The sequence below is a fragment of the Arthrobacter sp. B2I5 genome (assembly GCF_030816735.1).
Classification (GTDB): domain Bacteria; phylum Actinomycetota; class Actinomycetes; order Actinomycetales; family Micrococcaceae; genus Arthrobacter.
The window spans coordinates 3,520,582-3,542,737 of sequence record NZ_JAUSYF010000001.1 but is presented as its reverse complement, the minus strand read 5'-3'; the positions used below and the strand labels follow the sequence as shown (position 1 = coordinate 3,542,737).

Sequence of the window (22,156 nt, the reverse complement as noted above, 5' to 3'; positions counted from 1 at the left end):
ACGGTACAGCGGCCGGGCCGCCGCCCGTGAAAGCCGTGGAGCTTGCGCCTGGGGCGGAACGGTGCGGCCGGAAGCATGATTAGGGCATGCGGCAGGATAACCTTGAAGGATACAGACCAACACGGTTTGCGCTGGCCATACCCTGAACCCGCACAACAATGCGGACGCGGTGGCAGCGGGCCGTGTCTCATGACAGCAGAACGAAGAAGGTTGATTACGTGCCTACCGGCAAGGTCAAGTGGTATGACAAGGACAAGGGCTTTGGCTTCCTCGCGGGCGAAGACGGCCAGGAGGTCTTCCTGCCCAAGTCGTCACTGCCCGAGGGTGTGACGGAACTGAAGGCGGGCACCCGGGTGGAATTCGGGGTGGCGGACGGCCGCAAGGGCGCCCAGGCCCTGGGACTGCGGGTGCTGGACAAGACACCGTCCATCGCCAAGGCCAAGCGCCCAAGTGCGAAGGACCTCGCCCCGCTGGTGCAGGACCTCGTGACCGTCCTGGACAACCTGTCCGGAACCCTGTCCAAGGGCAAGTACCCGGACGGCAACAAGGGCAAGGCCATTGCTGCCGCCCTGCGCAAGGTCGCCGACGAGCTGGACGTTTAGGCGCCCATGGACCCCCAATCTGAACAGCCGGGCACGCCAGTGCAGGAGCAGGCTGCCAAGACTCCGCCCAAGCGCAAGGCAGGCGTGCCCGTGTGGCGTACGGGCAAGCCCGATGCTTTCCTGGCCGCGGCGGTGGACACTGCCCGGACCGCAGTGGAAGGCATCACCCCGGCCGGCACCATAGGGGCGCACCTGGCAGCCAAGAGCGAGGGCGACCGGTTGGTCACGCACCTGTTCGAGTCCCGGCTGCCCGGTTACGTGGGCTGGCAGTGGTACGCGGTGCTGACCCGCAACTCGCGCTCCAAGGCTGTCACGGTCAACGAGTTGGGCCTGCTGCCGTCCGAGGAATCCATCCTGGCCCCGGAGTGGGTGCCGTGGGCCGAACGTGTCCGTCCCGAGGACGAGCAGCAGCAGGAGCCTGAGCAGCAGGAGCCCGAACAGCAGGAGCCAGGGCAGGAGACTCCGGAAGAGCTTCCGGCAGGGCAGCAGGAACCTGGCGGCCAAGAGCCTGACGACGGCGGCGGGCCTGGCGGCGTCGCGGAGCCTGGCGATGTCGCGGAGCCTGGCGACGAAGCAAGGACTTCCTGACCACAAACAAACGGCGCCGCCCGGGATAACCCGGGCGGCGCCGTCGTGCATTAACTAGGGTTACTTGCGCAGCTGGCCCACCACGTAGTCGATGCTGGCCAGCAGCGCCGAGACGTCGCCGGGCTCGATGGCCACGAAGGTGGCGATGCGCAGCTGGTTGCGGCCCAGCTTCCGGTACGGCTCGGTGTCCACTATGCCGTTGGCGCGCAGGACCTTGGCCACGGTGGCAGCGTCAACCGACTCGTCGAAGTCGATCGTGGCGATGACGTTGGAGCGCTCCTCCGGGTTGGTGACGAACGGGGTGGCGAACTCCGAGGCGTCGGCCCAGCTGTAGATGCGGCCGGCGGAATCGGCGGTGCGCTTGGAGGCGAAGTCCAGGCCGCCGTTGGAGTTCAGCCACTGAACCTGGGCATCCAGGGTTACCAGCGTGGACAGCGACGGCGTGTTGTACGTCTGGTTCAGGCGGGAGTTGTCGATGGCGGTCTGCAGGTCCAGGAAGTCCGGGATCCAGCGGCCGCCGGCCTTGATGGCGGCGGCACGTTCCAGCGCCGCGGGGGAGAACAGGCCCAGCCAGAGGCCGCCGTCGGAGGCAAAGTTCTTCTGGGGGGCAAAGTAGTAGACATCGCTTTGGGCGACGTCCACGTCGAGCCCGCCGGCCGCGGACGTGGCGTCCACGAGGACCAGCGATCCCTCGTCCGCCCCGGACACCCGCTGGACGGGGGCTGCAACACCTGTGGAGGTTTCGTTCTGCGGCCAGGCATAAACGTCCACGCCGGCCTCGGCCTGGGCTGCGGGCCGGGTGCCGGGCTCGGACTTGATGATGGAGGAGGCTTCGAGGAAGGGGGCCTTGTTGGTGGCGGCGGCGAACTTCGACCCGAACTCACCGAAGGACAGGTGCTGGGCCTTCTTCTCCACGAGGCCGAAGCTGGCAACGTCCCAGAAAGCGGTGGAGCCGCCCACGCCGAGGACCACCTCGTAGCCGTCCGGAGCCCGGAAGAACTGGCTCAGCCCTTCCCGGACCGACCCGACCAGGTTCTTGACCGGCGCCTGCCGGTGTGAGGTGCCAAGGATCGTCCTGGAAGCCGCTGCCAGCGCGTCGATCTGTTCCTGCCGGACCTTTGACGGGCCGGCCCCGAACCGCCCGTCCTGGGGCAGGAGGTTGGCGGGGATCGTGATGCTGGTGTCGCTCACAGGTGCTCCAATTCGGCGGGGACGAAAGCTATGGTCCGGAAGGGCGGGCAGTGGTGGCCGGCAGGGCGCGCGGTGGCTGCGCTGCAGGCCACTCCCATTCTGCCTGAACCGCCGCCGGGGGCGGGAGCCGGGTACGTCATAGTCCGGACAGTGAGACGTGCCCGTCCCGCCCAGCCCTTTGGGGCTCGGCTATTCGGACAAAGTCAAAATAGGCTAAGCTTTCCCCCGGACTATTTCGCGGGAAGAGGCGATACGGTGGGACAACGCAAGGTACTGCGCTCGAGGAGCTGAGCTGGATGACGGATCTGATCGACACTACGGAGATGTACCTCAGGACCATCCTGGAGCTTGAGGAAGAAAACATCGTTGCCCTCAGGGCCCGTATCGCCGAACGTCTGCGCCACTCCGGGCCCACCGTCTCCCAGACCATCGGCCGCATGGAGCGGGACGGGCTCGTCGTTGTCTCCGGTGACCGCCACCTGGAACTCACGGATACAGGCCGCAAGCGCGCCACGGAGGTCATGCGCAAGCACCGGCTGGCCGAACGCCTGCTGGCAGATGTCATCGGCCTGGACTGGGCCTACGTCCATGACGAAGCCTGCCGCTGGGAACACGTCATGAGCGAGCGGGTGGAGCGGCGCATCTACGAAATGCTGGGCCACCCCACCGAGTCGCCCTACGGCAATCCCATTCCCGGCCTTGCTGCGCTTGGAGGCCAGGCGGGCCGCGGCTTTGCCGACGGCGCGATCAGCCTGGTGGAAGCAATGAAGAACTACGGGCCCGCCTCGGGCGTGACCATCAGCCGTTTGGCGGAGCCAATCCAGGTGGAACCGGAACTGCTGGCCCAGTTGGACGAGGGCGGCATCCGGCCCGGTGCTGCGGTGACGCTGGAACGCGTGGGCGAGTACATTTCCGTCCGGGTCGCGGGGATCGAAGGGGCGCTGGAGCTGCCGCCCGAGGTTGCTGCCCACGTCTTCGTTGCCATCAACCAGGACTGATCCGGCACCTTCCATACCCCAGACAGGGGCGTCCACGCAAAGGTAACGGAATTGTTACCTAGGGACTTAAGCCCCTATAGTGGAACCAAGCGTTGATACATAAGCGTTACCTGACCCGGAGCCGAGCTCTGCCAGCGGGCCAGGTGAACGAGTTCGTTACTGGCAGAGGCGGGGGAACCACAAGCGGCAGCGGGGGACTGCCTTGGGGTGAAGTCCGTCAGCAGCAAGCCTCTCCAGTGAAGGATTCTTCCGGGAATACCCCTGCGCAGAAGCTTGCCTACGGCGGACCGGGTCTTTGAACTCTCTGACCCGAATCCGACAGCTAACTCCGCAGGCTTCTTCCAGAGAGGAACCCTTCTTGACCATGCAGACCCCACGGGGCCGCCGACGCGCGGCCGGCCCCCCTTCGGCACCCCGGGTTGCCGAAGTCGTCGCAGCGGAGCGCCCCCGCGACCTGCATCGCGACGCGCGCCGCCGCCGGGGTCCCTTCCGGCAGATGACGGAGTTTGCCGCCGCCAGCGGCATCGGCCAAAAAGCCGGTATTGCCCTCGCCGCAACGGGCCTGGTGCTGACGGTTACGGTGCCCGCCACGAGTCCCGTCATGGCCACGGACGCCGCCGGCAGTACCCCCATGGCTGCTTCCGCCGTCAGCCCGCAGCCGCAGATTTCCGCCGATATCGGAGCCCAGGTCGACTTCAGCCGCTCCGCCGTGGTGACGCAGGCGGACCCGGACGGGAAGCTGAAGCAGCTCCTGAGCGCGCAGTCCGCCGGCTCCGTCACGCGTGCCGCTTCGGCCGGCACCCTGGCTGCACCCCTCGGGTCCCTCGCCACCGCTTCGCCCTTCGGTTACCGGGTCAGTCCCATCACCGGAGGTTCCGGAGACTTCCATAGGGGCCAGGACTTCGTGGCGCAGTGCGGCACCTCGGTCCTGGCGGCCGCAACAGGGACGGTCACCTTCGCGGGCTGGCACCAGTTCGGCGGCGGAAACCGGGTGGTCATCGACCATGGCAATGGGCTGGAAACCACCTACAACCACCTCTCGTCCTTCAGCGTCAAAGTCGGCCAGACCGTCTCCCGCGGGGATGTCGTGGCACTGAGCGGCACCACCGGCGCGTCCACCGGCTGCCACCTGCACTTCGAGGTCCAGGTCAATGGTGAAGTGGTCGATCCAATGGGCTGGCTGTAACCGAATGATTGCTCACTCTCAGATCATCGTGACCCGTCGTGACCTGAATGTGACATTGAAACAAAACTGCTGTACCGTCTAACTCGCGTCAACTTTTCCGAAGTTGACGCTCTTGAGTGGATTGCCTAACTCTGCCACCGCTCAAGGTCCGTTCGCATTTCATCGTCTGGCAGGGGCGGGGGAACCAATTTTGGCCTTCATTTCCAGAAGGCCTTGGGGTTAAGTCACAAAGCTTCCCAGGAAGCAGCGTGGCCGGGTGACTCCCATCCGAATCCGACAGCTCACCTCGCAGGCATTGGGAGAGGCTACCTTCGTGTCTTCACGCCATCATTCTGCGCGCCACCGTGCACAAACGGTTCGCACCAACCCCCTGGACGCCATGTCCAAGGCTGTCAGTGCAAATGCCGGGACCGTAGGCCGCCAGGCTGCCGTTGTGGCAGCGGCTTCGGGCCTCATCCTGAGCATGGGCCTGCCCGCCACGGCAGCTGACACCACTGCCGGTGTCTCTGCCTCCACCGAGTCCGGTTCGGCCCAGACGGCACTCGCCGTCACCGCTGCCCCCACGGCCACGGTGTCCTTCGAGCGTCCGGTCGTCAAGACCACCGCCGCTCCCAAGGTTGAGGCGGTACGTACCCAGTCCACGGCAGCAGCCAACCGCGCGGCCAACACCGCCACTGCAGGCCAGGAGGCGTCCCCGGCCGCAAAGGCGGAAGAGTCCGTATCCGCTGCAGCAACCTCGGGCATTGCCGCCATCGCCTACACCGGCATCGGCCACTCCTACGTGTGGGGCGGCACCAGCCCCGTCACCGGCTGGGACTGCTCCGGTTTCGTGCAGTGGGTTTACGCCCAGGCCGGAATCAGCATCCCCCGCACCAACGCGTGGAGCATCATGACCCCCACCTCCGCACCGCAGCCGGGTGACCTGGTTGTCCAGAACGGTGGCGCGCACGTCGGCATCTACGTCGGCAACGGCATGATGATCAGCGCCCTCAACCCCTCGCAGGGCACGCTGCTCCACTCGCCCGCAGCCACCGGTTCCTCCACGTACTACCACTACAGCAAATAGTTCTTGGGCAACACGTTCCAAGGGCTTTTTCTTTGCCCAAAGCTTCTTCGCTAAAAACCACATCCCCGTTCGGGACGCGCCGGCGTACCCCCAAGATGCCGGCGCGTCCAAGACCCTTCGCCTGCCCACCTGCGGTTCGAGGGAAAAACGAAAGAGAGAACTGATGACGACTCGTGCCACCGCACGGCATCGCGCCGAGGTCACCAAAACCAACTCAATCGCTGTCATTGCCAAGGCTGTCAGCGACAACGCAGGCGGCATGGGCCGCCAGGCAGCGGTCATCGCTGCGGCTTCCGGCCTGGTCCTGACCTCCGGCATCGCGGCCAACGCTGCCGACGCCAACGTCAAGCGTGATTCCGCGCCGGCCTCCGCGCTGGAAGTTGGATCCGCCGTCGACGCCCCGATTTCCGCGGCTTCCACCATCTCCATCAGCTACGAGAAGCCTGCCGTGACCACCACGCCGGCTCCCGTCGTCGAGCCTGAGCCCGAGGTCGAGGTGCAGGAAGCCGCTCCCGCTCCTGCGGCGCAGCCCGCTGCTGCCCCCAAGGTCACGGCCAAGGTTGCCACCGCCGCCGCTCCTGCCGCTCCTGCAGCCCAGGCATCCGCCAGTGGCAAGGGTGCCGCCATCCTCTCCGCCGCGTACGCACAGCTCGGCGTGATGCAGGACTGCACCATGCTGGTCACCAATTCGCTGGCCGCCGTCGGAATCCACTTCCACGACTGGCCCGCCGGCTACCTGTCCCTGGGCCGCACCGTCAGTGCAGCCGAGGCACAGCCGGGCGACCTGATCTACTACGCTGACGGCGGCGCGGGCATGGCCCACATTGCTGTCTACGCCGGAAACGGCATGGCCGTCCACGGCGGCTACAACGGAAACCAGACGGTGGTCTTCAGCGCAAACGTTGGGTCCGGCCCCGTCTTCATCCGCGTCAACTAGGCATTCCGACGCTGGCGTGAACGGCCGCCAGCCTCAAAATGTCCCAAAGACCCCCGCCCATGAGGTGGGGGTTTTTGGTGTTTAAGAGGGGTGCCGCCGGCGGGGGCGAACGCCTCCTGACGTGTCAGCCGCTGATTGGCTCCCGGGCGGAGATTACCTGATTCTGCATTTCTTTGTTTACTCTTGTGATGTCGATCCATAGCCCGGACATGCCGAGGGCAGCCGGCCCTCGTGCCCCTGACGGGTGCGGCCGTGAAGAGGTAAGTGCATGCGCACTCTCGTTCTGAATGCTGGATATGAACCGCTGGCGGTTATTACTTTCCGCCGGGCGCTGGTGCTTGTGCTGACAGGCAAGGCCAGTGTGGTGGCCGAAGGGGACGACCCCGTGGTGGGCCCCACCGACGTCCTGGGGCGCCCGTCCGTGATCCTCCTCAACCGCTACATCCGACCCCGGTACAACCATTCCACTGCCGTCAGCCGCAGGGGAGTGCTCCGGCGCGATGGGCATAAATGCGCCTACTGCGGGAAGGCTGCGCACACCATTGACCACGTGCATCCGAAATCCAGGGGCGGGGCAGATTCGTGGGAGAACCTGGTGGCCGCCTGCCTGAGGTGCAACAACGTCAAAGGCGACCACACTCCCGCCGAGATGGGATGGACCCTGCGGTTCGTGCCGGCACCTCCGCATGGAACCATCTGGCAGATCAAGGAGCTGGAGAAACCCACACCGGCGTGGGATCCCTTCCTGCTTCCGGAACGCGCTGCCTGACCCGCTGCTCCCGCAGTGACCTGTCTGCGGCGTGACTTGTCTTTTCGCCCTGACCTCTCAGGCCGCCCTGATCCCACATGCTGCCGGCCGGCGCGCCGGTAGCTAGGCTGGGGGAGTGGAAGTGAACAGCCCTGCCTTTGACGCCCTGGTCCTGGCCGGCGGGAGGTCATCACGGCTGGGAGGCATGCCCAAGCAGTCGCTGGTCTTCCAGGGCCAAACCCTCCTGGAACGGGCTGTGGCTGCTGCCGCGGGAGCCGGGCTTACTGTCGTCGTGGGCGACACGGAGTTCCTGCCGCAGCGGCCATCGGTCGCGCAGTCCCTGCCGGCCTTGCCTGCCAACCTTCTGACCTGCCGGGAGGAACCACGCTTCGCCGGTCCCGCGGCTGCCATCGCCGCCGGTCTGGAGGCGCTGGCGGCCCACCACGCCCGGACGGGCAACGGCGGCGGACTGCCCTACACCCTGGTGCTCGCCTGCGATATGCCGTTGGCATCCCAAGCGGTGGCCGTGCTGCAGCACGCATTGGTCGCCTCCATCGAAGGGGCGTCCGGAGGTGTCATGGCTTGTGCCGAAGACGGCAGGGCCCAACCGCTGGCAGGTTTTTACCGCACGTCCGAGTTAACTAAAGCCTGTAAGGCCCTTGCGGCCCGCGACGAGTTGGTCAACGGCTCTGTCAGGGCGCTCCTTGCTAGTCTGGACGTGCAGCTTGTCACAGTCCCTGCCGGGTCCACCGCCGATGTGGATACCTGGGATGACGTTGCCGCGCTGGGGATTGCCGCCGGGAACCAGCGTGATGGCCAGGACCGGCATTCGGGCGGAGCAAACGTGGGAGGCAATTCGTGAAGAGCCAGGACGAAACGCTGGAAGAGTGGTGCAGGGCCCTTCTCCAGGCGTACAAGCTTGAGGATGTCCAGGTGGATGTCAACGCTGTGCTGGCGCTTGCCGGTGTTGCCGCCCATGCTGTAGTCCGTCCCGCTGCCCCGCTCACCACTTTTATCGCCGGGTTCGCTGCAGGCCTGGCTGCCGCTCCCGGCAGGGAAATGGATGCCGAAGCAATGGACGCGGCATTGGCCGTTGCCCGCACGCTGGCAAAGGACTACGAGGCTGAGGCCGCCGCCGGGACTCCCGGCGAATGACTGCAGAACCCCAGGGCGATCTTGAGGCACCACCTGGCAGTGACGTGGTCCCCCCGGCCGGCACAACCGAACCGGCAGCGACTGAACCCGGTACCGCTGAACCCGATATGACTGAACCTGGTACCGCTGAACCCGGTACCGCTGGACCAGGTACCGCTGAACCCGATATGACTGAACCTGGTACCGCTGAACCCGGTACCGCTGGACCAGGTACCGCTGAACCAGGCACCGGAGGATCCGGGGCTCCGGATGCCCGGTCGGCTGAAGAAGGGCATGCGGACCATCACCATCTGGCCCATACCTGGGAAGAAGCACGGCGGGCTGCGTTCGATGCCGCAACACCGATTCCCCCGGGGCCGGTGCCCCTGCGGATCGCCTTGGGCCGCAAACTCGACCGCGACATCGTTGCCCTCCAGGACATGCCCCACTACGCCTCATCAGCCATGGACGGCTGGGTGGTCAACGGAAGCGGCCCCTGGATACCGGTGGAGCCCGGCACCCGGCTGGCGCCGCACCAGGCCAGCCCCATCGCCACGGGCGGGCTGATCCCCGCCGGCGGCAAGGCAGTTCTTCGCACCGAGAACGCGGTCCTTGGCCAGGATGATGAAGGACTTCCTGTCCTGATGACCGGAGGCAAGGCCCGGCCCGGCGAACCCCGCGCCGGGGAGCATATCAGGAAGGCCGGGGAGGAAGCCCTGGAGGGGGACGTCCTGGTCAAAGCGGGGGTGGAGCTGAATCCGGCCCACCTGGCACTGGCCGCCTTGGCCGGCTACGACGAACTGCAGGTCCAGGGCAAGCCCGTGGTGCGCCTGGTGCTGACCGGGTCCGAGGTGGTGGAACACGGTACGCCGGCTCCCGGCCAGGTGCGCGACACCTTCGGTCCGCAAATGCCGGACGTCGTTTCAATGCTGGGGGGCATCCCCGGCGGGCAGCAGCGGATCGGCGACTCGTACGACGAATGGCTGGCGGCGCTCGAGGACGTGCTGCCGGAGGTGCCGGGCGCGCCGGACCTGCCGGCCGACGTCGTCCTTACGACCGGGGGCACCGGGCGCTCGGGAACGGATCATCTCCGGCGGGCGGTGGCCGAACTCGGCGGCCGCCTCATTATCGATGGCGTGGCCATGCGGCCGGGCCACCCCGCGGTCCTCGCCGAACTGCCGGACGGACGCTTTGTCCTGGGGCTGCCGGGCAACCCGTTGGCGGCAATGATGGCGCTCTCCACCGTGGGTGCACCGCTGCTGGCAGCGCTGGGGCACCGCGCCATGCCGGCGGTGGAGGAGGTGCCCTGCGGGACGATGATCGAGCCGGATCCCGGCCGTACCCGCCTGATGCCGTTCCGGTTGCTGTATGGCATGGCGTCCCCGGCACAACACACGGGCCCGGGAATGATGCGGGGACTGGCCGCTGCCAACGGTGTGCTGGTAGTGCCCCCGCATGGCGTGCAGCTTGGGGAGCCGGTACCCGCATTCGCCCTGCCGTGGGGGCCGCCCATACCCCGCGCCCAGGAGGGCCCGGTTAAAACCAAACCGCGCAGCAACGCACGGGGCGGCCAGCCCAAGGGCAAACCGGCAGCGAGTGGACCCGTGGACTGGAGCGCGCTCCTGGGCTGAGGCGGGCCCTGTTGGTGCCATGATGGAGTAATGAACAGGCAGGGTGGAACATGGGACGAGTAACCCAGCGCCGCAAAGTGCACAAGTATGTTTTGGACGGTTCGCCGAAGGCCCTGGAATATCCGGTCCGGCATCGCGAGGACGTCCTCGCCGTCGAGGAGCCGCTGGAAATCCGGCTGGGCAGCCTTTCCTATTCGGTCACCATGCGGACTCCGGGGGACGACTTTGACCTGGTGGCCGGGTTCCTGGTCTCCGAGGGCGTCATCTGGGCTCCCGAGCAGCTGGTCTCGCTCCGCTTTTGTGCCGGCGAGGACGAGAACGGCGTCCAGACATTCAACGTAGTGGAAGCCCAGCTGCGGCCGGACGTCCCGCTTCCCGACACAGGCCGCAAGGTCTACACATCCAGCTCCTGCGGCATCTGTGGAACCGACTCCATCGAGGCCGTGCAGAAGTCCTCCCACTTCAGCCCGCGGGCGGACCCGTTGACTGTGGATGCCAAAGTCCTGGCCGCCCTCCCGGGGCTGTTGCGGAAGTCCCAGCGCGTCTTCGAGGACACCGGCGGCGTGCATGCGGCTGGCCTGTTCAGGATTGGGGACGACGGCGACCCGCAGCTCCTGTGCCTGCGCGAGGATGTTGGACGGCACAACGCCGTGGACAAAGTGGTGGGCTGGGCACTGCGCGAGGACCTCCTGCCGCTGACCGGAACCGTCCTCCAGGTGTCCGGCAGGGCATCCTTCGAACTGGTCCAGAAAGCGTCCCTTGCGGGAATTCCCGTCCTGGCCGCTGTCAGTGCCCCCTCCAGCCTTGCGGTGGAGCTGGCGGAGGCGAACGGGCTGACCCTGGCGGGTTTCAGCCGGGAAACCAGTTTCAATGTCTACGCCGGGGATGCACGGATCCTGCGCCCCGCGCCCGCCGTGCCCATCGCCTAGGCCGTCTCTGCCGGGATGGCCAGTGCCTGCCCTGGAAGGGGGTTGGTTGAGGTGCTCCCAGCGGGTAGATTTGTCCATCGAATGGACGCGATGATCCAGCCACGAGCCTAAAGAGGATTCATATTGCATGACGACCGCAGGATCACGGAAGTCCGCCTGGCCAGGTTTGTGCGCGAGCGCATCCGCCCTGCCGTGTACAGCCGGACAGTTCCCCTTGCCCTGAGCAGCTGGGAAGTTCCCGGCGAACCGGTTCCCGCGCTCGAAGCAATGCGGCAGGAGTTCCAGCCGCAGGAGCACGGCGCCGCGTGGGGCCGGCCCTGGGGCACCACGTGGCTGCGGCTGCAAGGGGAAGTACCGGACTCCTGGGGCGGCGGCCCGGACACCACCGTTGAGGTGGTGGTGGATCTTGGGTTCACCACCGAAGCGCCCGGGTTCCAGTGCGAGGGCATTGCCTGGCGGCCGGACGGGACCATTATCAAGGCCATCTCACCCCGTAACCAGTACATTCCGCTGAAGCTGCTGGGCGGCGGCATGGCGGTGGACTTCTACGTGGAGGCGGCAGCGAACCCGGACATGGCGCAGGGCTGGACCTTCGCCGCCACTCCGCTGGGCGACAAGGCGACGGCCGGGGGAGCGCCGCAGTACCGGCTGGGGAACATCGCCATCGCTGAACTTAACCAGTGTGTCTGGGAACTCCAGCAGGACGTGTGGACGCTGGCCGGCCTGATGGAGCAGCTCCCGCTGGAGCTTCCCCGCCGGCACGAGATCCTCCGGGCCCTGGAACGCATGATGGATGTGATGGACCCGGATGACGTTGCCGGCACCGCCGCGGCAGGGCGGGAAGCTCTCGCCGAGGTCCTGGCCCGGCCCGCGTACGCGTCCGCGCACCAACTGGTGGCCACGGGGCATGCGCACATCGACTCGGCGTGGCTCTGGCCGGTCCGCGAGACCATGCGCAAATGCGCCCGGACGTTCTCCAATGTGGTGGCACTGATGGATGAAGACCCCAATTTCGTCTTCTCGTGCTCCTCAGCCCAGCAGCTGGCGTGGATCAAGGAGTTGTATCCGGAGCTGTTCAGCAGGATCCGGGAAAAGGTGCGGGCGGGCCAGTTCGTCCCCGTCGGCGGCATGTGGGTGGAATCGGATACCAACATGCCCGGCGGCGAAGCCATGGCGCGTCAGTTCGTGGAGGGCAAGGGCTTTTTCCTGGCGGAATTCGGCATTGAATGCAGGGAGGCCTGGCTGCCGGACTCCTTCGGATACAGTGCGGCACTGCCGCAGATCGTGAAAGCCGCCGCCAGCCGGTGGTTCCTCACCCAGAAGATCTCCTGGAACCAGACAAACAGGATGCCGCACCACACCTTCAACTGGGAAGGGATCGATGGCACCCGGCTGTTCACCCATTTTCCTCCGGTGGACACCTACAACTCGGACCTGAGCGGCAGGGACCTGGCCCACGCCGAGCGGAACTACCGGGACCACGGCCGGGGGAGCGTGTCACTGGTGCCGTTCGGTTATGGCGACGGCGGAGGCGGGCCCACCCGTGAAATGCTTGCGGCGGCTGCCCGGACCGCTGACCTGGAGGGATCACCCAAAGTCAGGATCGGCTCCGCGGAGAGTTTCTTCCGGCAGGCCGAGGAAGACTACCCGGCCCTGCCCGTGTGGGTGGGAGAGATGTACCTGGAGCTGCACCGGGGCACCTACACCAGCCAGGCCAGGACCAAGAAAGGCAACCGGCGCAGCGAACACCTGCTGCGTGAAGCGGAGCTGTGGTGCTCCACGGCTGCGGTCCGTGCGGGCGGCGCTTTCGATTATCCGGAGGCAGAGCTCAAGCGCCTCTGGCAACTGGTGCTGCTGCAGCAGTTCCACGACATCCTTCCCGGCAGCTCCATCGCCTGGGTCCACCAGGACGCCGAGCGGAACTACCAGGCCATCGAAACCGCACTCGAAGCAATCATCAGCCAAGCTGCTGCGGCCATGCTGGGCCCGGGTGACCGGCAGTTCCTCCTCAACGCGGCACCGCATGACCGAGATGGGGTGTCCGCACTGGCCGCAGGTGAAGCCTTGGCGGTCCCGGACCCGGTGCAGGCCACAGCCCACAACGGCGGCTACATCCTGGACAACGGAATAATCCGGGCCGTGGTGGACGCCGATGGACTCCTTGCCTCCCTGCGCGACCATGCCAGCGGCCGTGAGGCCATTGCGCCCGGCCAGCGCGGCAACTTGCTGGAGCTTCACCGCGATACCCCCAATGAGTGGGACGCCTGGGACATCGACGAGTTCTACCGGCGCAACGTCACACCGCTGGTCCACGCGGTGTCAGTCCAGCTGTCCGGTGAGGGCGGCAGTGCCGTGGTGGTGGTGGAACGGCTGGCAGGCAACTCCCCGCTGATCCAGCGCATCACCCTGGCGCCCGGCAGCCCGTCACTGGAAATCACCACCTCGGTGGACTGGCAGGAGCGCGAAAAGCTGCTGAAGCTCGGGTTTGCCCTCGATGTGCGGGCAGACCGTTCCGCCGCCGAAACCCAGTTCGGCCACGTCTTCCGGCCCGCCCACACCAACACCTCGTGGGAAGCCGCGAAGTTCGAGATCTGTGCCCATCGGTGGATCCACGTAGGTGAACCCGGGTACGGCGTGGCGGTGGCAAACGCATCCACCTACGGCCATGACGTGGGCAGGAGCATCAGGGAATCCGACGGCGGGACCACCACCACCGTGCGCCTGTCCCTGCTGCGCGCGCCGAAGTTCCCCGACCCCGATGCCGACCGCGGCCACCACGAGCTGACGGTCACCATCCGCCCCGGTGCCGACATTGCCGCCGCCGTCCAGGAAGGGTACCGAACCAACCTGGCGCCACGGCTGGCCAGGGGCGGCTCCGCGGTGGAGCCGCTCTTCTCCGTCAGCAACCCCGCTTTGGTCATTGAAGCCGTGAAGCTGGCCCAGGACGGATCAGGCGATGTGGTGGTCCGGCTTTACGAGTCGCTGGGGCAACGGTCCACCGGAACCCTCACAGCCAACTTCCCGACGAAGGGTGCTGTGCCGACGGATCTCCTGGAGCGTCCCACCGAGGCGCCTGGAATTGTTTCTGCGGACAACGGGGTCCAGTTCACGCTCCGGCCGTTCCAGCTGGTGACGATGAGGTTTACGCGGAAATAGTCTGGGGCCAGGGCAGCGGTTAGAGGCCTTAAATAGGCTGAGTGGGGGCGGTCCCCAACGATCCGCCACCACTCATCCCCCCAATGTGTGCAAAGGCCCCCGGGACGGCCTGCGCTTTGGAATTTATCCCCGTTCGAAAACGCTTGGCGGCCCCGCCTTCACACATTCATGATTGTTTCACATTCTAATGATTTTGTGAAAGCGGCTGAACGTTACGTTTCGGTAGATGTCCTGCGCCTGCTCACGGTACGGGCGTTGACCACCCTGGCTGCCCAGATCAAGGCCAGTCCAACGACGTAGCAGAGTACCGCCGTGTAGTTGATGATGAACTCCAGGGCGTCCATGGAGGGCGGCACCACCGGGAAGAGCAGGGTGAGGGCCACGGCGACTCCGCCCAGGGCCAGCAATGCGGAGGCTGCCCGCACCAGGGGTGGCAGCCGGTTCTGCACGGCACGGACCATTGCCGGCACCAAGGCCAGCCCCACATACGCCGGGTAGGCCCTGCCTGCCGCACCGTAGAACTCAACAAGGGCGAAGTTCCGGCCGTCCTTGTCGGAGATGGCCTTCAGTCCCGCAGATGAACCTGCGGTGTCCATCATGAAGAAGACGCCAACCAGGACCACGGAGACAGCCAGCAGGACCAGCATTCCGGCCCGTCCCGTAATGAGGCGGTGTGCGCTCTCTGCACCGAAGCCTCTGGAGATGCGGATGCCCATGAAGTAGATGGCACCGAAGATCACGAACCGGAGCAGCAGGTTGGCCAGGTTGATTCCCCCCAGCGCCTGGTCGATCACCAGGTAGGGCTCCTGGATGCTCAGCAGGATGGCCAGGGTCATCAACGCGAAAATGCCAAAGAGGGAGCGGTTCTCACCCCGGAGGGTGCTGGGGATGCGGGCCGCCGCAATAAGGGCGCATATCGCCAGCGTGGTCCACTGCAGTGTCTCGATCATCCGAGGTTCTCCCAAATTTTTTCTGTCTGCGCTTGGTCCTGCTCCTGGCGGCGCAGCACTTTGCCCATTGCCTGAAGCCGGTCTCCAGCAAGGGCTGTAAGTTCGCCATCCGAGAGGCTGTCCAGCGCCGCCTGCCGGGCACCCGGAGGCCAGCCAGCCTCCTCCTCCGTAATGATTCCGGTGGCCACCAGCCCGCCTGCCGGCCCCACTCCGGCTGCCAGCGCGGTGGCGACGGCGAGCTCGGGGGACAGCCGGTTGGCGGTCAATTGGGCGGAATAGTTTTGCGGTGCCACTCCTGTGGAGGCCGAAACGCGGTGCCGCACCTCGCCGTCGTCTATGGCGTCCACCCAGTTCTTCACGGAGGTGGCGTGCGGGGCAGGACTGAGGGCCGGAGCGGCTGCTCCCAAAGCCGCGTCCATGGCCGGCCGGACCAGCAGCGCCCGGAGAAGGTCCGGCGTGGAAACCTGGCTGACCAGCTCGCTTCTGGTGGGTGGGCGCTGCGGGCCCGCCAAGGCGGTGTAGGCGTCAAATCCGGCCAGTGCGGCGACGGGGTTGATCTTGTACGCGCGGCTGATGCTGACCACAGTGCTCACGGAAACCTTGCCCCGGACCAGCTGCTGCGCCAGCGTGGTCCGCTTGATCCCGGAGACCCTGCAGACGTCTGCAGTGCTGGCATCGGGCGCGATGCCTTGCAGCCAGCGCTGGAACGCCTTGGCGGAAAGGGTCATGGAGGGCTCTCTGCAGAATGGGTGGTGCGCTCGATTTTACCGTGCCGCCGGGCCCGCGCCGTGACGGACGATTTTGCCCATTGAGCCGGTTCGTCTATAGTTGATGGTCGAGCCCGCTGGTCCGTACACCCCCCAAGTCCGGACCAGCGGGTTCTTCTATGTCCTGCAGCCCCAGCGGCGCCGCGGCCCGGTTTACGCCGCATCTGCCGGCCGCCGATGGCTGTCCGGGCAGCGGCGAAAGGACGAATCCATGACTGCAACCCTTGTTGCCAAAGACATCTCCGGTGGCCATGGCCACCGTGTGCTCTTTTCCGGGCTCTCGCTGACGGTGGCCCCCGGCGACGTCGTGGGCGTCGTGGGCGCCAATGGTGCCGGGAAATCCACGTTGCTGCGCCTCCTTGCCGGCGTCGACCAGCCACAGCAGGGCACGGTGAGCCTTGCCCCATCCGACGCCTTCGTCGGCTGGCTGCCCCAGGAGCACGAGCGGGTTGCGGGCGAAACAGTGGCGGCCTACATTGCCCGCCGGACCGGCTGCGCGGAAGCCACCCTGGAGATGGAGTCCACCGCGGAAGCACTGGGTTCCGGCGCCCCCGGAGCTGACGACGCCTACGCCCGCGCCTTTGACCGCTGGATGGCCTCCGGCGCCGCCGACCTGGACGACCGCATCCCTGCCGTGCTGGCAGACCTGGGGCTGGATGCCGGCCCCGAAGCGCTGATGACTGGTCTTTCCGGCGGCCAGGCCGCCCGGGTGGCCCTTGCTGCCCTCCTGCTGAGCCGCTTCGACGTGGTGTTGCTGGACGAGCCCACCAACGATCTCGACCTTGCGGGGCTGGCCATGCTGGAGGGCTTTGTCAACGGGCTGCGCGGCGGCGTGGTGCTGGTCAGCCACGACCGCGAGTTCCTGGCCCGCTGCGTGACCCGGGTGGTTGAGCTGGACCTGGCCCAGAACAGTGTGGCCGTTTACGACGGCGGCTATGACGCCTTCCTCGAGGAACGCGCGGTGGCGCGGCGGCACGCACGCGAAAAGTACGAGGATTTCGCCGCCACCAAGGCGGACCTGGTGTCCCGCGCACGGACCCAGCGTGAGTGGAGCTCACAGGGTGTCCGGAACGCCATGAAGAAGAACCCCGACAATGACAAGATCCGGCGCGCGGCCAGCACGGAGTCCTCCGAAAAGCAGGCGCAGAAGGTCCGGCAGATGGAGTCCCGGATCGCCAGGCTGGATGTCGTGGAGGAGCCCCGGAAGGAATGGCAGCTCCAGTTCAGCATCGGCCAGGCACCACGCTCCAGCGCCGTCGTCGCCACCCTGCGCAACGCCGTGGCACGCCAGGGTGACTTCACGCTGGGACCTGTCAACCTCCAGCTCAACGGCGGCGAACGCGTAGGCATCACGGGCCCGAACGGAGCCGGCAAGTCCACCCTGCTGCGGCTGCTGCTGGGCACCCAGGCGCCGGACGACGGCGATGCCTCCATGGGTGCCAACGTGGCCGTCGGCGAGATAGACCAGGCCCGCGGACTGCTCGACGGTGCCCTGCCGTTGGGCGACGCGGTCGAAGCAGTTCTGGCGGATTGGAACAGCGCCGATGTCCGCACCCTCCTGGCCAAATTCGGCCTTAAGGCGGACCATACTTCCCGGACCGTGGATTCCCTGTCGCCGGGGGAGCGGACGCGGGCGGCCCTGGCGCTGCTCCAGGCACGCGGCGTGAACCTCCTCGTGCTGGACGAACCCACCAACCACCTCGACCTGCCGGCCATTGAGCAGCTGGAAGAGGCCCTTGAAAGCTACGACGGAGCGCTGCTGCTGGTAACGCACGACCGCCGGCTGCTGGAAAACGTTCGACTCGACTACCGGTGGCACCTGGAAGACGGCACGGTCCAGGAACTCCACCACACTGCAAGCCAGGAGAAGTAACCATGAGCATGGACCGCGTGGCATGGAGTTCGCTCTACAACATCAGCACCGCAAAGAGCGCTTCCAAGCCGTTTTCCAAGGAAACCCTGAAGCGGGTACTTGCCTTTGCCGCCCCGCACAAGGGCAAGCTCATCGCCTTCGTGCTGTCCTCCATCGCTGCTGCCTTCCTGGCCGTCGCCACCCCGGTGCTCGCCGGGCAGGTGGTTGACGCCATCATCGCCAAGGCAGGTGCGGACACAGTCATCTGGCTGGCGGTGCTGATCGCCATCGTTGCCGTGGGGGAAGCCGGGGTGGGACTGCTGACCCGCTGGCTGTCCTCCACCATCGGTGAAGGCGTCATCGTGGACCTGCGGACGCGCGTGTTCGACCATGTCCAGCGCATGCCCATCGCCTTCTTCACCCGGACCCGCACGGGCGCGCTGGTCAGCCGCCTCAACAATGACGTCATTGGGGCGCAGTCCGCCTTCGCCGGAACCCTGTCCGGTGTGGTGAGCAACTCGGTGGCGCTGGTCCTGACGCTGGCCGTGATGCTGAATACGTCCTGGCTGGTGACAGTGCTCGCCATGGTCCTGCTGCCGATCTTCCTGATCCCCGCCCGCCGCATGGGCTCCAGGCTGGCCGACCTGCGCCGGGAAGCGGCCGCGCACAACGCCGCCATGGGCACCCAGATGACCGAGCGGTTCTCCGCTCCGGGCGCCACACTGGTCAAGCTCTTCGGCAGGCCGGACGAGGAATCCCGCGAATTCGCTGCGCGCGCCGGACGGGTCCGTGACATCGGCGTCCGGATGGCGATGCTGCAGTTCACGTTCGTGACCGCCCTGACGCTGGTGTCCGCGCTCGCACTGGCGCTGGTCTACGGCCTGGGCGGCTGGCTCGCGCTGGGCGGCCAGCTGGCGCCAGGGGACGTGGTGGTCCTGGCACTGCTGCTCACCCGCCTCTACGCTCCGCTCACGGCATTGTCCAACGCCCGGGTGGAAGTCATGAGCGCCCTTGTCAGCTTTGAACGCGTCTTTGAAATCCTGGACCTGCAGCCGCTGATCCAGCAGAAGCCGGACGCAGTGCCGGTACCGGCCGGTCCGGTGTCCGTTGAATTCGACGACGTCCGCTTCGCTTATCCCTCCGCGGACAAGGTCTCCCTGGCCTCGCTGGAGGAAGTGTCCACCCTGGATACCCGCGGCGGCGAGGAGGTTCTGCACGGCGTCAGTTTCCGGGTGGAGCCCGGCCAGACGGTTGCCCTGGTTGGTTCCTCCGGCGCCGGCAAGTCGACCATTGCCCAGCTGCTGTCGCGGCTGTACGACGTCGACTCCGGGGCCGTGCGGCTTGGCGGTACCGCTCCGGGGACCGGGCTGGACGTCCGCGATGCCACCTTTGATTCACTGCGCGACACCCTGGGCATGGTGACCCAGGACGGCCACCTGTTCCACGAAACCATCGCGTCCAACCTTCGGCTGGCCAAGCCCGGCGCAAGCGAAGAAGACATGTGGGATGTCCTGCGCCAGGCCCGGCTGGAGACCATGATCAGGTCCCTGCCCGACGGGCTGGAAACGGTGGTGGGGGAGCGCGGCTACCGGCTTTCCGGCGGCGAACGCCAACGGCTGACCATCGCCCGGCTCCTCATCGCCCAGCCCCGCGTCGTCATCCTCGACGAGGCCACCGCCGCGCTGGACTCAACGAACGAAGCCGCCGTGCAGGCAGCCCTGGGTGCGGCACTCGAGGGGCGGACCGCCGTCGTGATTGCCCACCGGCTGTCCACCGTCCGCGCGGCCGACGCCATCCTGGTGGTGGAGGGCGGCCGGATCGTGGAACGCGGCACCCACACCGAGCTCCTGGCGGCCGGCGGCCGCTACGCCGAGCTGTACCAGACGCAGTTCGCGGAGGCCACCGCCGTGGCGCAGGAGGCCGTGCCCGAGTTCTAGCGGCGCGGCGGAGCCTGCGCCGCTCCCGGCACAGCACGGGCCGCCAGCAGGGGCAGGATGTGGTCGGTCAGCAGCGGAGCCAGGTCCCGGGGGAGCCCTGCGTTGCATGCGGCCACGCCGATCTCCAGCCAGCGGATTTCGGCGATTTCGGCCGCCGGACTGGCCGTCCAGGTGCCCGGTGCCACGAACACGGTGGCTTCGATGTCGGTGGCGGCCTCGTTCGCGGCGTCCGCGATCCAGACGCCCATCAGTTCAAGCTCCTGCGGCGGCACCACGATCCCCACCTCTTCGGCGAGCTCACGGGCTGCGGCCTCAACCGCCGTCTCGCCCGGTTCGGGCTTGCCGCCCGGGTGCATGAACATGCCGGTTCCGCGTTTCCGTACTGTCAGCAGCCGCCCCGCGTCGTCGAACACGCAGACGGCGGAAACCACAATCCGGTCCTTCACGACGCCACCCTAACCAGGCGCGAGACCAGCAGCAGGTCCTTGCGGGGGCCGGTCACATCCCAGCTGTAACTGAACTGGTCAGGCCCCTGGCGGGTGTAGGACACGCGGTAGGTATCCGGATCGCACCAATGGGTGTCCAGGCTGGAGTCGGGGGTGAAGCTCATCCGGTGGAACGGCCTGCCGTCGGGGAAGAACACGTCCAGCGCATCGGGCCGCGGCGCGGGTTCCAGGACGTACTCCCGCGAGGCGGGGCCGGTGAAAGAAGGCCAGCGCATGGTTCCTTCCTCGCGAAGGGCCAGGCCGCCGTCGTCCGTGGGCGTGAAAAGGACGACGCCGGAAAAGGTTCCGCGGGTGCCGTCGGACCTGTCCAGCAGGTCCCGCTCCACCCGCCAGCGGCCCGGCTGACCGGCGGGACTGGTGGCGCTGGCCGGCTGGCTGCCCAACAGGTAGGCGCGGAGGCTGGGCTCCGGGGAACAGGAGTTCAAGTGCCCTCGATTGGAATCGAACCAACGACACCGGCTTTAGGAGAGCCGTGCTCTATCCACTGAGCTACGAGGGCGGGCATCCGGTGGTTCGGCGGGGCCGGTCCGTCCGGACACGGTTACAAGCATACAAGGTGCGGGGCCGTACTACGCTCAAGCCATGAGTCCAGCCCCCACTGCCGCTCCCGCCGCCATCATTCCGAATGTTGCCTCCACCCGCCAGTACATCGGGGCCTGGGCCATCCTGAGCGTGCTGCAGTACTTCGCCGCGGAGGCCGCCGTGGCCATGGCCTGGGCGGGACCCCGTCCCTACGACCTGCGCACCGGGTACATCAGCGACCTGGGCGCCCTCCACTGCGGGACATTCTCCGGCCGGGACGTCTGCTCCCCGTTGAACTGGCTGATGAATGCCTCGTTCGTGGTCCAGGGGCTCGGGATGCTGGTGGGGGCGTTGCTGCTGACGTCGGGGCTGCTGCGCGTGGCCGCCCGGCCCGGTATCCGGATCAACTGGGGCCGGAAGGAACCGTGGCTCGCGGCCGCCGCGGTCCGGCTGCTCACTGGAGCCGCGGGTGCCGGAACGGTGGTGGTGGGCCTGGTGCCCGAAGACGTTGGCTCCCCATGGCACTACTGGGGCGCGGTCACGTACTTCCTGGCAGGCGGCGCTGCCCTGCTGGTGCTCGGCCTGCTCTGGCTCCGCAAAACCGGCATGGCATGGTTCATCCTGGCATGCGGCGTGGTGTCACTGGCGGCGGTGGCGACCGGCGGCCTGACGCACATGATGGTCCCGGAGCCCGGCACACTGGAACGGCTGATGGGATATCCCGTGACGGTCGGCACGGCCGCCTCGGGGCTGGTCATTGCCCAGCGGGTGCACCGGCACCGGAAGGAACGGCGGGCTGCTGCCGCCCGGGTAACTGCCGCCTAGGCCTCGTTCCGCGTCCGCCTGTTCAGGAAGACCGCCGCCGCCCCTGCCAGCAGGCTCAACACCAAAAGCACCCAGCCGGCAACGGTGAGGCCGGACGCCAGGGCAACCTGGCCGCCGTCGGGACCTTCCGACGCCAGCATGGCGTCAATCGCCACGTTCCCCCACAACCGGACCACCACGAACAGCATGGGCACGGCCCACAGTGCCCAGCGCAGCGCCTTCCGCGCCACGTTGGTCCCAATGAGCAGCAGCCAGGTGAACCCGAAGATCAGCGGGAAGAGGGTGCCGGCAGTCTTGTGGACGTAGTTCAGCTGGCCCAGGGCGTCGCCGTTCATCTCCCCCTGCAGGCGCCCGATGTAGGCGGGGTCGAACCCGCCGATGAGCGAATCCGGCGTGGCCAGGCCCTTGGTGAGTTGCGTGAGCTGGTCCAGGGTCAGCAGGTGCAGGTACCAGAAGAGGAACAGGCTGGCCACGACGCCCGCAATGACGATCAGGTTGCTGTTGCCCTGCGCCTTTTCCGGCGTCCGGTTGGTGGTGGGGTTGACCACCGGTGGCAGTTGGTGTTGCGGTACAACCGCTTTGGCGCCGTGCTTCTTGATCCGCTGGGCAGGGGTTTTGGCCATGGCACCAT

The 22,156-nt window shown here is 67.0% G+C and carries 21 protein-coding genes, 1 tRNA gene and 2 riboswitches; of the genes, 15 read left to right on the top strand and 7 right to left on the bottom strand.

Features of this window, described 5'->3' with window-relative positions; translation table 11 throughout:
* Positions 1-218 precede the first annotated feature (218 nt).
* Both QFZ60_RS16450 and QFZ60_RS16445 read left to right on the top strand, forming a co-directional pair.
* Positions 219-602 carry a cold-shock protein gene (locus QFZ60_RS16450; protein WP_018762148.1) on the top strand — a complete coding sequence of 128 codons (384 nt, stop codon included), beginning with the start codon at positions 219-221 and terminating at the stop codon, positions 600-602.
* A 6-nt stretch (positions 603-608) separates the two neighbouring features.
* On the top strand, positions 609-1,190 hold the full coding sequence (locus QFZ60_RS16445) for a DUF3027 domain-containing protein (RefSeq protein ID WP_307091863.1): 582 nt from the start codon (positions 609-611) through the stop codon (positions 1,188-1,190).
* A 60-nt stretch (positions 1,191-1,250) separates the two neighbouring features.
* Here QFZ60_RS16445 and serC read toward each other — a convergent pair whose 3' ends face one another.
* Complete coding sequence (gene serC / locus QFZ60_RS16440; protein ID WP_307091861.1) at positions 1,251-2,381, bottom strand: phosphoserine transaminase; 1,131 nt, start codon at positions 2,379-2,381, stop codon at positions 1,251-1,253.
* Between the two features lie 296 nt (positions 2,382-2,677).
* Between serC and QFZ60_RS16435 the strand changes: the two genes are divergently transcribed.
* From QFZ60_RS16435 to QFZ60_RS16390, 10 genes are all read left to right on the top strand, one after another.
* The gene (locus tag QFZ60_RS16435; protein ID WP_142120027.1) at positions 2,678-3,379 is read left to right on the top strand and encodes a metal-dependent transcriptional regulator; all 702 of its coding nucleotides are present in this window, start codon (positions 2,678-2,680) and stop codon (positions 3,377-3,379) included.
* A gap of 109 nt (positions 3,380-3,488) precedes the next feature.
* A riboswitch (cyclic di-AMP (ydaO/yuaA leader) is annotated at positions 3,489-3,733 on the top strand.
* 10 nt (positions 3,734-3,743) lie between these two features.
* On the top strand, positions 3,744-4,565 hold the full coding sequence (locus tag QFZ60_RS16430) for a M23 family metallopeptidase (RefSeq protein ID WP_307093356.1): 822 nt from the start codon (positions 3,744-3,746) through the stop codon (positions 4,563-4,565).
* 112 nt (positions 4,566-4,677) lie between these two features.
* Positions 4,678-4,874: riboswitch (cyclic di-AMP (ydaO/yuaA leader) on the top strand.
* A 70-nt stretch (positions 4,875-4,944) separates the two neighbouring features.
* Positions 4,945-5,631: a C40 family peptidase gene (locus QFZ60_RS16425; protein WP_307093355.1), complete on the top strand. Its 687-nt coding sequence runs from the start codon at positions 4,945-4,947 to the stop codon at positions 5,629-5,631.
* Between the two features lie 163 nt (positions 5,632-5,794).
* Complete coding sequence (locus tag QFZ60_RS16420) at positions 5,795-6,568, top strand: NlpC/P60 family protein (RefSeq protein WP_142120029.1); 774 nt, start codon at positions 5,795-5,797, stop codon at positions 6,566-6,568.
* A gap of 268 nt (positions 6,569-6,836) precedes the next feature.
* A complete protein-coding gene (locus QFZ60_RS16415) occupies positions 6,837-7,337 on the top strand; it encodes an HNH endonuclease (RefSeq protein ID WP_142120031.1) in 501 nt (166 codons plus the stop codon).
* Between the two features lie 115 nt (positions 7,338-7,452).
* Positions 7,453-8,178, top strand: coding sequence for a molybdenum cofactor guanylyltransferase (locus QFZ60_RS16410; RefSeq protein ID WP_307091858.1), 726 nt, complete (start codon positions 7,453-7,455; stop codon positions 8,176-8,178).
* Positions 8,175-8,471 (top strand): DUF6457 domain-containing protein, encoded by a 297-nt coding sequence (locus tag QFZ60_RS16405; protein ID WP_307091856.1) that lies wholly within the window; start codon positions 8,175-8,177, stop codon positions 8,469-8,471. Before QFZ60_RS16410 ends, QFZ60_RS16405 begins: the two co-directional genes overlap by 4 nt.
* A gap of 167 nt (positions 8,472-8,638) precedes the next feature.
* Positions 8,639-10,081 carry a molybdopterin molybdotransferase MoeA gene (locus QFZ60_RS16400; protein WP_307091855.1) on the top strand — a complete coding sequence of 481 codons (1,443 nt, stop codon included), beginning with the start codon at positions 8,639-8,641 and terminating at the stop codon, positions 10,079-10,081.
* A gap of 50 nt (positions 10,082-10,131) precedes the next feature.
* The gene (gene fdhD / locus QFZ60_RS16395; RefSeq protein WP_307091853.1) at positions 10,132-11,010 is read left to right on the top strand and encodes a formate dehydrogenase accessory sulfurtransferase FdhD; all 879 of its coding nucleotides are present in this window, start codon (positions 10,132-10,134) and stop codon (positions 11,008-11,010) included.
* A gap of 123 nt (positions 11,011-11,133) precedes the next feature.
* Positions 11,134-14,166, top strand: coding sequence for a glycoside hydrolase family 38 C-terminal domain-containing protein (locus QFZ60_RS16390; RefSeq protein ID WP_307091852.1), 3,033 nt, complete (start codon positions 11,134-11,136; stop codon positions 14,164-14,166).
* A gap of 212 nt (positions 14,167-14,378) precedes the next feature.
* On the opposite strand, the gene QFZ60_RS16385 is transcribed toward QFZ60_RS16390, so the two are convergent.
* Both QFZ60_RS16385 and QFZ60_RS16380 read right to left on the bottom strand, forming a co-directional pair.
* On the bottom strand, positions 14,379-15,116 hold the full coding sequence (locus QFZ60_RS16385) for a hypothetical protein (RefSeq protein ID WP_307091850.1): 738 nt from the start codon (positions 15,114-15,116) through the stop codon (positions 14,379-14,381).
* Positions 15,113-15,844 (bottom strand): hypothetical protein, encoded by a 732-nt coding sequence (locus tag QFZ60_RS16380; protein WP_307091848.1) that lies wholly within the window; start codon positions 15,842-15,844, stop codon positions 15,113-15,115. The genes QFZ60_RS16385 and QFZ60_RS16380 overlap by 4 nt, the downstream gene beginning before the upstream one ends.
* Before the next feature lie 250 nt (positions 15,845-16,094).
* Between QFZ60_RS16380 and QFZ60_RS16375 the strand changes: the two genes are divergently transcribed.
* Both QFZ60_RS16375 and QFZ60_RS16370 read left to right on the top strand, forming a co-directional pair.
* A complete protein-coding gene (locus QFZ60_RS16375; protein ID WP_307091847.1) occupies positions 16,095-17,756 on the top strand; it encodes an ABC-F family ATP-binding cassette domain-containing protein in 1,662 nt (553 codons plus the stop codon).
* A gap of 2 nt (positions 17,757-17,758) precedes the next feature.
* A complete protein-coding gene (locus tag QFZ60_RS16370; protein ID WP_307091845.1) occupies positions 17,759-19,672 on the top strand; it encodes an ABC transporter ATP-binding protein in 1,914 nt (637 codons plus the stop codon).
* Here QFZ60_RS16370 and QFZ60_RS16365 read toward each other — a convergent pair.
* From QFZ60_RS16365 to QFZ60_RS16355, 3 genes are all read right to left on the bottom strand, one after another.
* Positions 19,669-20,118, bottom strand: a complete 450-nt coding sequence (locus QFZ60_RS16365; protein WP_307091843.1) for an NUDIX domain-containing protein — start codon at positions 20,116-20,118, stop codon at positions 19,669-19,671. The genes QFZ60_RS16370 and QFZ60_RS16365 overlap by 4 nt on opposite strands.
* Positions 20,115-20,603: a DUF6314 family protein gene (locus QFZ60_RS16360; RefSeq protein ID WP_307091841.1), complete on the bottom strand. Its 489-nt coding sequence runs from the start codon at positions 20,601-20,603 to the stop codon at positions 20,115-20,117. Before QFZ60_RS16360 ends, QFZ60_RS16365 begins: the two co-directional genes overlap by 4 nt.
* Position 20,604: 1 nt before the next feature.
* Positions 20,605-20,677 (bottom strand) — tRNA-Arg (locus QFZ60_RS16355).
* Between the two features lie 83 nt (positions 20,678-20,760).
* On the opposite strand from QFZ60_RS16355, the gene QFZ60_RS16350 reads away from it, so the two are divergent.
* Entirely contained in the window at positions 20,761-21,525 is a 765-nt protein-coding gene (locus QFZ60_RS16350; protein ID WP_307091840.1) for a DUF998 domain-containing protein, read from the top strand.
* Here QFZ60_RS16350 and QFZ60_RS16345 read toward each other — a convergent pair.
* Positions 21,522-22,148 (bottom strand): hypothetical protein, encoded by a 627-nt coding sequence (locus QFZ60_RS16345; protein ID WP_307091839.1) that lies wholly within the window; start codon positions 22,146-22,148, stop codon positions 21,522-21,524. The two genes, QFZ60_RS16350 and QFZ60_RS16345, sit on opposite strands and share 4 nt — an antisense overlap.
* Positions 22,149-22,156: the final 8 nt, after the last annotated feature.